Here is an 11,557-nt window from a genome sequence, read left to right as displayed (position 1 = left end):
GCCCCGGAGCCTCCCGCCCATGTCCTTCAAGAAGATGCTCGCCCGCCTTGGGATTGGCAGTGCCCGGGTGGACACCCGCCTGGAGCACGACACCGTGCGCGCGGGCGGGGACCTGCGCGGCGCGGTCCACGTGCAGGGCGGCAACACGCCCCAAAGAATCGACCGCATCGACCTGCACCTGATGGCGCAGTACCTCCAGCGCGACAACGACCGCCGCAGCGCGCTCAACACCGTCGTGCGCACCTGGCGCATCGCCAACCCCTTCACGCTGGAGCCCCAGGAGGTGAGGGAGCTGCCCTTCTCCCTGCGAATGCCCGTCCACACGCCGCTGACGGAGCGCGGCTCGCCGGTGTGGATCAAGACGGCGCTCGACATCGACAACGCCCTCAACCCCGAGGACAGCGACCGGATCCACGTCCTGCCCCACCCCTCCCTCCAGACCGTGCTCGACGCCGCCCTGCACCTGGGCTTCCAGTGGAAGAACGCGTACTGCGAGGCCGGGCCCCCCCTGGGCCGCGACGAGCCCTTCGTCCAGGAGCTGGAATTCCATTCCGGCCCCGCGTGGCGGGGGCCTCCGCGAACGCTCTGCCTCCTGCCGTTCCCGAAGGAGGACGGCCTGGAGCTGATCCTCGACATCGACCGGGGCCCCCGGGGGCTCAGCTCCCTCCTCGAAGGAACGGCCCTGGAGGGCGGTCGCCGCGAGCGGCTGGTGCTGTCTCCGGCGCAACTGTCCCGGGGGGTGGAAGCCGTGTCGGAAGCGCTGGCGGCGCACCTGCGCCAGGAAAGCTGAAAACCGGAACATCCGGGACGCTTGAACGGTCGTGAACGCAGCCGACGTGGCAAGTCCGACGCCGGGGCGTGAAAGTGGTACAAGCCGCCCTGTGAAGACTCCCCCGCCTCCCGCCACTGAAAACCCCACCTTCGACTCCCTCGGTCTCAAGCCCGAGCTGGTCGAGGCGTTGACGTCCCTCGGCTACGAAGAGCCCACGCCCATCCAGGCGGCCGCGCTCCCGCCCCTGCTCTCCGGCAAGGACCTGCTGGGCATCGCCGCCACCGGTACCGGCAAGACGGCCGCGTTCTCGCTGCCCCTGCTGCAACACCTTACCCCGGGGGCCGCGGGTCCCCACAGCACCTCCGCGCTGGTGCTCGTGCCCACGCGCGAGCTGGCCATGCAGGTGTCCGAAGCCATCCACCGCTACGGCCAGAAGCTGGGCGTCAGCGTGCTGCCCCTCTACGGCGGCCAGGAGATTGGCCGGCAGCTGCGCGTGCTCAAGCGCGGCGTGGACGTCGTCGTCGCCACCCCGGGCCGCGCGCTGGACCACCTGCGCCGCAAGACGCTGAAGCTGGACCGCGTGCAGACGGTGGTGCTGGACGAAGCGGACGAGATGCTCGACATGGGCTTCGCGGACGACCTGGAGGCCATCCTCTCCGAGACGCCGGAGAAGCGGCAGACGGCGCTGTTCTCCGCCACCCTGCCCCCGCGCATCTCCAGCATCGCGGAGCGCCACCTGCGCGAGCCGGAGCGCATCCGCATCGCCAAGGAGAAGCTGGAGGCCGGGGAGATGCCCCGCGTCCGGCAGACGGCCTACATCGTGCCGCGCGCGTTCAAGATCGCGACGCTGGGGCGGGTGTTGGACCTGGAGTCCCCCACCGCCGCCATCGTGTTCTGCCGCACGCGCACGGAGGTGGATGAGCTGACCACGTCCCTCAACGGACGCGGCTGGCGCGCGCACGCCCTGCACGGCGGCATGAGCCAGGAGCAGCGCGACCGCGTCATCAAGCAGTTCAAGTCGCAGGCGGCCGACCTGCTCATCGCCACGGACGTGGCGGCGCGAGGCCTGGACATCCCCCGGCTGTCGCACGTGGTGAACTTCGACGTGCCCAACGCGCCGGAGGCCTACGTGCACCGCATCGGCCGCACCGGCCGCGCGGGCCGCGAGGGCGTGGCCATCACGCTGCTGGAGCCCCGCGAGCACCGGCTCCTGCGCAACATCGAGAAGCTCACCGGCCAGCGCATCGAGGTCTCCGCGGTCCCCACCGTGTCGGACCTGCGCGCCCGCCGGCTGGAGATGATGCGCTCGTCGCTGCACGAGGCGCTCGTCGAGGGAGAGCTGGAGGCGTACCGGGGCGTGGTGGAGAACCTGGCCACCGAGTTCAGCGTCATGGACGTCGCCGCCGCCGCGGTGAAGCTCCTCCAGGAGAAGGAGGACGAGGGCCGCGAGGCCGCCGAGCAGGACATCCCCACGGTCGCGCCGCCGTCGGAGAAGCGCTTCCCCCGCACGGAGCGCTCGGGGCCGCCGAGCCGTGGGGGTGACCGTCCCGAACGCCCGGCGCGTGCACCGCGCGCGGATCGCGGCGAAGCGGGAGGGGAGCGCGCCGCGCGTCCCGCCCGCGAGCCGCGCGCGCCGGAGTGGAACGTCACCCGGCTGTTCATCGGCGCGGGCCGCACCGCGGGCATGCGGCCGGCGGACCTGGTGGGCGCCATCGCCGGTGAGGCGGGGCTCGACTCCTCGCGCATCGGCGCGATCCACATCGCGGACATGTACTCCATCGTGGAGGTGCCGGAGCCGGACGCCGCGCGCATCATCTCCGCGCTGAAGGGCGCCACGCTGCGCGGCAAGAAGGTCTCCGTCCGCCGCGACACCCGCGACTGAGACACCGCCCCGTCACGCGAGTGACGGGGCCGCGGGCCCGGAGCCGTCGCTCCGGGCCACCACGCGCTCCCAGGCCAGGCCGCCCTGTTCCCGGTGGAGGGTGGGACCTAGGATGGCGGGCACGATGAGTGACGAGGGGGAGCAGAACCGGCGGTTGCGCGAGCGCCTGCGCCGCGAGCTGGGGTCGCTGCGCGCCGAGTTCGCCGCATGGCTGACGCTGCGCAGGAAGCAGGACGTCGCCGAGCAGCACGCCAGCCAGTTCATGGCCATCGAGGCCTGCATCGACGGGGCCGCCAGGGGGCTCACGAAGCACCTGGACGCGCTGGACCTGGGCCTTCCCCGGGGCGCGTTCGCGGAGCAGTGCCGACGGCACGACCTGCGCATCCTGTGGCTGCGGCGACTGTGGCGCTTCTTCCGGGAGCGGCTCGATCAACGGGACGACGCCCGGCTGGCCCCGCTGCTGCGCGCGGCGGATGAGGTGGTCTGGAGCGCCTGGCGCTCGGTGTTCGAGCGGGCTCCGACCCTCGGACTGAACGTGACAAATGGGCCTGCGCCCCTGCCATTCATCGACCTGGAGCACTCGCCCGCGGCCACGCCCCGTACATGGGTGTCCCGGGAGCTGAGCCGGGATGGCGGTCCGCTGTTGGCGGAGCACCTGGAGCGACTGCCCATCGCGCTCATCCACCTGCCCGTGGCGAGCGTCGCCTCCCCGTGGTGGCTCGTCTTCATCGGCCACGAGGTGGGCCACCACGTGCAGCACCACCTGGGCCTGGTGGCGGGCTTCCAGGCCCAACTCAAACAGGCGGTCCTCCGGGCCGCCCCCGACTTGAAGCTGACGGACGCCGCCCTCGCCGCGGAGCGCTGGGGGCGATGGTCGCAGGAGGTCTTCGCGGACGTGTACTCGGTGGTCTCCTTCGGCACGGCCGCGGTGCGGGCCCTGGTCGAGTTCGAACAGCACCCGGACGCGGGGATGGGCGTGCCGCGCGATCGCTACCCCGCCGCCGCCGTCCGACTGCACCTGATGGTGCGGACCGCCGAACGGCTGGGCCTGTCCGGCGCGCAGGCGAGCCTGAACGGGCTGGATCCACGGGCCCTGGTCGCGGGCGTGGAGCTCGCGGAAGAGGATCTGCGCCTCGTGGACACGGTGGTCGAAGCATCGCTGGCGGAGCTGCCCGGCTCCGACGTGTCGTTGACGGAGCTGCTGGGCTTCGATGCCCGGCACTTCGAGCTGCGCTGGCCCGCCGTCCCCACGCCGTTCGATGTCACGGGGCCTCGCAGGATGGCCGGCGCGGCGCTCGAGGCCTGGGCCCGGACCGAAGCGATGCCCCTTATGGGGGACGCGTCCGCGCTCGATGCGCTCGCGGACACGGTGAAGCAGCTGCTCGGAGAGAAACGGCTCCCGGAGCGGCGCGGTGGCGCGAAGCCTCCGGGTGCGCCCTTGAACAGGGATGGGCTTCTGGACGTCCTGCTCGGCATGGACCCGGCGCGACTCGAGGCGGCGGCCCGGGGGGCGGCATGAGGGCGGTCATCACCGTGGTGCGGGAGCCCTCCCTGGACCCGGCCGCGTTCTGGCGCGTGGAGGTGGATGGGACGCCGCACCACCACCTGCGGCGCCTGGACAACGGCTTCCCCTTCCCCACCGAGGACGGTGCGCTCGATGGCCTCCCGGAGGTCACCGCGCTCTGGCAGGGCATGAAGCCCGAGAAGGGACTGCGCGGCGCCTTCACCAGCATTCACGGCGGTACGCCCACGCAGGGCCACCTGTGGGGCTTCGGTCGCTACCTGCTGGAGACGCTCCTGGGCGGTGTCTTCTGGCAACAGCTCAAGGGCCGCTGTCCGAAGAACGAGTCCCTGGAGCTGGTGCTCGAATGGGACTCCGGCGAGTGGGAGCTGAGCCGCCTGCACTGGGAGCTGATGCGGGATGACACGGGCTTCCTCGCGGAACAGCACGCCCCGGAGGTGTCGCTGGTGCGGCGGGTGCCCGTCACGCGTCCTTTCCAGGCCCGCGCGCCCATCGACCTGCGGGTGCTCTTCGTCGTGGGCACGGACCTAACGGATCCGCGGATCCGCCCGGGTGCCGAATACCTGGGACTGCTGCGCCACCTGAACCACCAGCAGCGGGCCCTCCACCACCGCGTCCTCATCGCGGCCCATGGCGAGGACCTCGCCGCGGCCGTGAAGAGCTACCAGCCCACGGTCCTCCACCTCACCTGCCACGGTGAATGGGACAGCATCCATCTCAAGCCGGGCCGGGAGGCGCCGCCCTCCGAGGAGCGGGAGGGCTTCAAGCGCTGGAGCGCCCAGGACCTGTACCAGCTCCTCCAGGGCACGGGCGTCCCGCTGCCGACGGTGGTGGTCGTCAACGCCTGTGATTCGGCGAAGGGCCGGCCGCCCATGCCCCAGGAGGATCCCGCCTCCGCCACCGCGCAGGCCTCGTTCGCCGTGGAGCTGGCGAAGCTTGGCGTCCCGATGGTGGTGGGCATGGCCGGAGAGGTCGCCGATCACGCCTGCCGTCTCTTCACCCGACGTCTCTACGAGTCCCTGCTCGAAGGCGTCCCGAACACGCCCGTGGACCTGGGGCTCGCGACCACCACCGGCCGTCGCGCCGGGCTCCAGTTGCTCGACGGCCGCCATGCGACCAGCGACTGGGCCTTCTCCCAGCTCATCATCCGAGGCGACACGGACACGCGGCTGGTGCTGAAGGACGTGGGGCAGGCCTCCGTGCGCCTGCGGATCGCGAACACGCTCCGGGTCAATCATCCGTTCTGCGACCGGCTCGAAGCGTTCCGTGATTTCGAGCGCTGGTTGGACTCAGGGCGCTGCGAGTGGAACCCCTTCGCCATCGTCGGGCCCGCCATGGAGCAGCCTCCGGTGAAGTACGGGGCCACGCGCTTGATGAGCGAGCTGGCCGTGCACGCGCTCCAGTCCGGCTACGTCCCCGTCCTCTTCGGCTTCCCGGAAGGCAGCACGGAGGCCCCCACGACCGAGCGGCTCCTGACGGAGTTGTTCAAGAAGCTGCGCGACCTGCGGAACGACTGGGGCGTGGGCCCCGCGAAGGACTCGCAGCTGCGCGCGCTCCTGCTGCGAGAGAAGAGCCCCGCCCCGCCGCTCCACCCGGACCTCGACGAGGCGCTGACCCTGGGCGGGCCGACGGACCCCGCCGTGCTCCGGTTGGCGCTGGCCATGGACCTGGCGGCCCTGGCGAAGGACACGCAATGCAAGGGCGCGCTGCTGCTGCTGGACGGCATCCACACCTGGTCGCCCGCGCTGTCCACGCTCGTGCGCCTGTTGGAGCACCGGCTGATCTTCGAGGGCCTGACGACGCCGGTGGTGGTGAGCTGCCGCCGCTGGCCCGGTCATCCCCAGGCGGATGGTCCCATCAAGGCCCTGCTGGAGCGCGCGACCGTCGAACGTCACGACATCAGCCGGTTCCCGGAGGCGCTGGAGCCGCTCATCTACAACCAGTACGTCCTCCTGCGCGAACCGCCGCAGGTCCCGAATCCCGCCATGCCGAACGTGGCGATGTTCCTCGAAACGTATCTCAAGGACCTGGTGAAGGGACTGCCCTCCCAGCTCCACGGGAACGCGGGACTGGACGCGGTGCTCAAGGCGCTCGGCACGTCGAAGATGCTCCTTCAGGCGGATGATCAAGCCACCATGAAGGCCTTGCTCCGGGGCACTCCGGCGCGTGAAGGGCAGACCTCATGAACGCCGACCTGCGGCAGGAGCTGGCCCGGATCAACCAGCTCGTCGAGCAGAACCTCGAAGCCAACCGGCGCACGCGCGATGACCGGATGCAGGGCTTCGAGGACGCCCTGCGGTGGATGCTCCTCGTCCCGGTGTGGACGGAAGCGCTGGCGCAGGCGTGCGGCTTTCCTCCGACGGCCGCCGCGCTGGAGTGGCTGCGCGCGGAAGGGCTGTGCCAGTCCCGGGAGGTCTCCAGCCTGGACCTGGATGCGCCGTCCATCCGCGAGTACTGGATGCCTCCCGACATCCGTCAGCGCGAGCTGCGGCGGCTGCTGGAGAAGACCCCGTCGCTCGAACAGGCCCTGCGTGAAGAGAGCCATCTGCTGGGCCAGAAGCTGTCCGCTCCGGAGTTGAAGACCCTGGTCCCCTTGCCGACCCGACGGTGGGCCGGACTGGCTGCCCGGGGGGACAACCCCGAAGTCCTGGCCACCGAACTCCAGGAGCGGATCGCGGAGCGGGTGGAGCAGGACTTCACTCCTGCATCCGGGGAGGTGGAGGAGCAACGCCTCGCGGACGCGATGAGCTGGGTGCGCACGGCCTGGCACCTGGAGCCCATCTTCGGTCCCACGCTCGGCGCGGCCGCCAGCGCCGCCGCCCGCCGCATCGACTTCCTCCAGCTTCACCGCGAGGACGAGCGTCGGCTGGAGCACTACCTCCAGCGCGAGGAGCAGCTCGAAGCGTTCCGTGAGTTGATGACCGCCCCCGAGGACACTCCCGCCTGGGCGCTGCACTTCGTAGGCAAGGCAGGCATCGGCAAGACGATGCTGGTCCGTCACCTCTGCGCACGGAGCATCTTCGAAGCGCGGGGGGACTGGGCTCGGGTGGACTTCGATCACCTCAACCCGGCGTATCCGACGCAGGCTCCGTGGCTGCTCATCGAACAGCTCGCGGAGCAGCTCTTCCTCCAGGGAGGCGCGGGACGGATCAGCCGGAGCCTGCACTGGTTCGACCGGACGCGGCTGATGGTGCGTGAGCTGGCCGGATCCTCCGCGCCTTCCTGGAAGGACATCCAGCGAACGCCCCACTGGCAGGAGATGCTCCACGCCTTCGCCAGCGTCGTGCGTGAGCTGAATGGACCCGTCGTCCTCCTCTTCGACACGTGCGAGGAGCTGGCGAAGCTCTCCTCCGGAGACGAGCCCGCCAACGTCACCGCCACGTTCCAGCTCCTGGAAGAGCTGCACCAGCAGGTGCCGGGGCTCCGGGTCGTCTTCTTCGGCCGTCGGCCCCTCGCCTCCAGCGGCGCGGGCTGGCGGCTGGAGAACGCGCCCTCGTGGCTTCCCCCGAGAGACTTCCTCCGGCTGCACGAGATGCAGTCCTTCTCCCAGTGGGAAGCAGAGCGGTACTTCGATCAGGCCCGCGCGGGCCAACGCGAACTGCCGCGTGAGCTGCGGACGGCCGTGTTGATGAAGACCCAGGAGCCGCCGCGGCCTTCCGTGTTCGTGCACACGCGGACCGCGCCGCCACCATCGACACGCTTCAATCCCTTCGAGGTCGTCCTCTACACGGACTGGATCCGCGAGGACCCGCGCGTCACGCCCGAGTTGCTGGCCCAGCCTGGAAGCGACCGCTATGTCGAGCTGCGCATCGTGGAGCGGCTCCAGAACCCGGACCTGCTCAAGTTGCTGCCCATGGTGGCGCTGCTGGGGCGCTTCGATGAACCCCTGCTGCGCGACACCTGGAGCGGAGCGCCCGAGTCCTTCGAGGCCGCCTTCCGCGAGTTGATCCGCCAGGAATGGGTCCGGCCGGAGTCTCCGTACTACCAGGTGGACGAGGGCCTGCGGCCCCGTCTCGAGGCCTGGTGCCGCGCGACGAAGCCTGACTCCCTCCGGGACGCGTCCCAGCGAGCGACGGACTCCCTCGAACAATTCACCGTCCATCACGCCATCGCGAAGGTGGAGGTCTTCCACTACGTGCTGCTCGGCGGGCTGCTCCGAGACGAACCCGAGCGGGCCGTCGCGTGGTGGCGCCTCATCGAGAAGCGGAACATCAACATCGGAAGCTTCGCCGCGCTCGGCTCGGTCTGTGGTTCGCTCCTGGCGGATCAGGGCCCCCTGAGCCGTGATGCTCCGGCGTCCACCCGGCCATTCCGGGCGGTCGTCCTGGCCACGTACGCCGCCAGCCTCCTCCACCGCCGTCGCCCCGCCGGAGAGGAATGGGCGGAGGTCGGCCGCATCGCCCCCGAGGACGACGGACACCTGCGCCTCCGCGCACTGCTCGGAAAGATCATCGCGGCCAACGCCAACGAAGCGCCGTTGAGCGAGGTCCGCATCAAGCAGCTCTGGAGCCAGACGAAGCCCTGGCGGATCGAGGACTGGGACGAACAGCTCCAGGCCGCGTGGGTCGGAGCGCTGGCGGCCATTGTCGAACAGGCCGAACGGGCCGGGAGCTTCCGCTCGCTGGCGGACAAGCCGCTGACGCAGACGGCGAAGTGGGCTGCTTCGGCGAAGGTCCCACCAGCACTTGCGGGCTTCGCGCTGGCGACGGTCGCGCGTGCGTTCGCCCACCAACGCAAGAAGCCGAAGTGGGTGGAGGGCTGGTTCTTCAAGGCGGTGTCGCGGGTCCGTGTGGGACCGACGCAGCAGCGATGGCTGGACTGGCGGGCGCCCGACGACACGGGCGCTCGCGTCCGGCTGGAGATGATCCGATCGCTCTACCCGGAGGGGGTGCCGGCGGCGCAGCTCCTGAAGGACTGGGCCGCGATGGATGGGGGCGACATCCTGAGACAGTGGTCGCGAATCGATCCGAGCGTGCTGGACCAGGATCGGCTCTGTACGGCGTACCTCCAGTTGGAGGGAGCGGTACGGCCCCCCCTGGACCTTGCACGCCGGATGGAGGAGCACGGCTGGCGCGCGCAGGCGTCGCAGTACGGGAAGCCCGACTGCAATGCGCACCGGGACATGCCCCCTTCCTTCATCGCGCACGCCCAGGCTCTGGGAGAGGCGGGGTTCATCACCTCCGCGCTGAACGAACTCCGGACCGCGACGTCCCGTGAGGAACGCGCCTCACGCGCCACCGAGGGGGCCACGCTCGCAAGGAATCTGCGCCTGGAGCTTTCACGCCGCATGCGGCACCTGGGCGACGGGCAGCCCATTGCGGCGCTGCTGAACTTCCTTCCCTCCGACGCGACCGAAGCCACCTATGACGAGTATGCCGCGACCTGGGCGATGCTGGGCATGGCGCAGCCGGAGCTGACGCTGAGCCTGGATCCAACACCCCGGAACCCGGGGACGACCCCGTGGCTTCAGCACGCCTGCTGGCGTTCCCTTCCGATGCTGGAAGCGGAGCACGCCCGCCGCAGCCTGACCTGGGCGAAGGTGCGGCTGGTCCCGGGCAAGAAGTCGCTGGATGAGTTCCTGATGCTGTCGCTCGTACTGGACGTCGTCGAAGCGGACGAGGTGGCGGAGCACTTCGGGTTGGACCATTCGTTCCTGAGCCGGTGGTTCTCCCACCTGCTGGACTGGCGGAGGCGCATTCCGCCACACCAAATGCTCCGGCTTCTCTTGCGGGCCCGAGCGCTGGGGTTCCCCGTGTCCGCACGGCAGCTCGCCCCGCAGATCAAGAAGGTGGGCCCTCGCGCCGCGGCCCGCATCGCCCTGGACGAAGGAGAGCTCCTGGCGTTGAGGCTGCCGCTGAAGGGCGCAAGCCTCCTGGAGACGGCTCTCCAGCTCTTCCAGGAGGGTGAGGACCCTGTCGGCTCCGTGCTGTCCTCGCTGTTCAGGGCCCTGGCGCTCCTGCGGACTCCGCTCGCGAACCTGGAAGGGGTGCGCGAAGCACTGGTTTCGGAGCTGGCCCGGTTGCCGCTGACCGCCCACCTGGGCCCGATGAAGCGGATCGGCGCGGAGGGCCCATTGGAGAAGTTGCTTCCTCCCGCCCTGCTCGACCTGATCGATCACGACAAGGACTGGGACGAGATCCTCTTCCGCGTCGCGGGCGCGCTGCTGGCCTTCGAGGATGTGCGCGATGGAGGCAAACGATTGGATGCCCTGATCCAGGACGGAGGCCATTTCACGTCGTACACCTCGGAGCTGCTGGGGCTGCGACAGACCCTCCTGCGTTCCAGGGCCATCCCTCCCAGTGAGAATGCGCTCGAGATTTCTCTGGCGTCGCGTTCCTTCGAGTTCCTCTCGCCCCTGAGCGACCCTGGTGAGCTGCTCTTCACCGCAAGGGCCCCGGAGTCGAATCCCCCTGCGGCCCCGACGCTGGGTGTTGGGCCCATCCAGATCGAACTGACCACGGAGTACCGTGAGCGGTTCGGGCCGTTCGTGCTCTTCCAGCATCACCCCTACGAGGACTCGGTGCTCATGGCCGGTGCGCTGCTCCGGTCGCTGCCACCGCTCGCGCGCTGGACGGGTGGTGAGGTTGCGTTCGCGACGGAGACCGCCGTCGCGGGCCTCTGCTGGGAAGCGGTGGTGGGATCAATGCTCCGCGAGTCGCAGGAGGAGCAGCTCGGCCTCGACCTGCGGCGCGGCAACCTTCGTGGCTTCCAGCCAGCGGCGCAGTGGGTCCGACCTCCGTTGCACGTGGGCGTGGAACTGGGAGACGCCCTGTCACAACGGCGCCTGGGCCAACGCTGGTTGGAAACGGCGGCGAGACGGACGGCCCGCGTCCTGGGCGGTGGCGAGAACGACGCGCCCCATGCGGATTCGGCCACGGTCGACCTGCTGTACCTGCGGGCCACCCCCGTCCCCACCGCGCGAGGTCTCCGGATGGAGCTCACGGTGAATGGACACTCCGAGAACCGCATCCGGGAGCGGGAGCGGCTCATCTCCGCGGACGACCTGCTCGCGTGGATGAAGAAGCTCCGGATCTGCATCCTCGCGGGCCCACAGTTGGTGGATACCCGACGCATCGAGAGTGATCGTCTCCGGGCCGCCAACGCCCGGGCCTTCGCTTGCGAGCTGGCGGCATCGGGACAGCTCACGGCGGTCCTCGTGATTCCATCGCTGCCGGAGGGTCTTGAATTCGAGGTGAATGCGCTCTTGGCCCAGGCGTTCACCCAACAAGATTGGGCCGGTGCGTTGAGTTCAGTGGTGAGGGAGATGCGCACCTACCTCTTTCGAGCACTCGGCAAGACCTCCGACGCATGGGAAGTGGCGATGGATTGTTGTCTCTACATGCCCCCCCAGGCGCAACTGCACTACTGACCGCCACCTCCA

The 11,557-nt window shown here is 70.1% G+C and carries 5 protein-coding genes; all 5 read left to right on the top strand.

The features are described 5' to 3' along the window. The coding region (locus tag D7Y13_RS13385; RefSeq protein ID WP_208734459.1) for a sporulation protein at positions 1-790 on the top strand (790 nt) is incomplete at its 5' end. A gap of 91 nt (positions 791-881) precedes the next feature. Next, complete coding sequence (locus tag D7Y13_RS13380; protein WP_120533258.1) at positions 882-2,654, top strand: DEAD/DEAH box helicase; 1,773 nt, start codon at positions 882-884, stop codon at positions 2,652-2,654. Positions 2,655-2,778: 124 nt separating this feature from the next. Then, on the top strand, positions 2,779-4,173 hold the full coding sequence (locus D7Y13_RS45695) for a hypothetical protein (RefSeq protein WP_158620366.1): 1,395 nt from the start codon (positions 2,779-2,781) through the stop codon (positions 4,171-4,173). Continuing rightward, complete coding sequence (locus tag D7Y13_RS13370; protein ID WP_158620367.1) at positions 4,170-6,362, top strand: CHAT domain-containing protein; 2,193 nt, start codon at positions 4,170-4,172, stop codon at positions 6,360-6,362. The genes D7Y13_RS45695 and D7Y13_RS13370 overlap by 4 nt, the downstream gene beginning before the upstream one ends. Next, positions 6,359-11,545, top strand: coding sequence for an ATP-binding protein (locus tag D7Y13_RS13365; protein ID WP_120583642.1), 5,187 nt, complete (start codon positions 6,359-6,361; stop codon positions 11,543-11,545). The genes D7Y13_RS13370 and D7Y13_RS13365 overlap by 4 nt, the downstream gene beginning before the upstream one ends. The last annotated feature ends 12 nt before the right edge of the window (positions 11,546-11,557 follow it).

Origin of the sequence: Corallococcus praedator, from assembly GCF_003612125.1 — a bacterium.
Classification (GTDB): Bacteria; Myxococcota; Myxococcia; order Myxococcales; family Myxococcaceae; genus Corallococcus; species Corallococcus praedator.
Note: the sequence above shows the minus strand (reverse complement) of the source record. Positions and strands in the feature narration are given on the sequence as shown.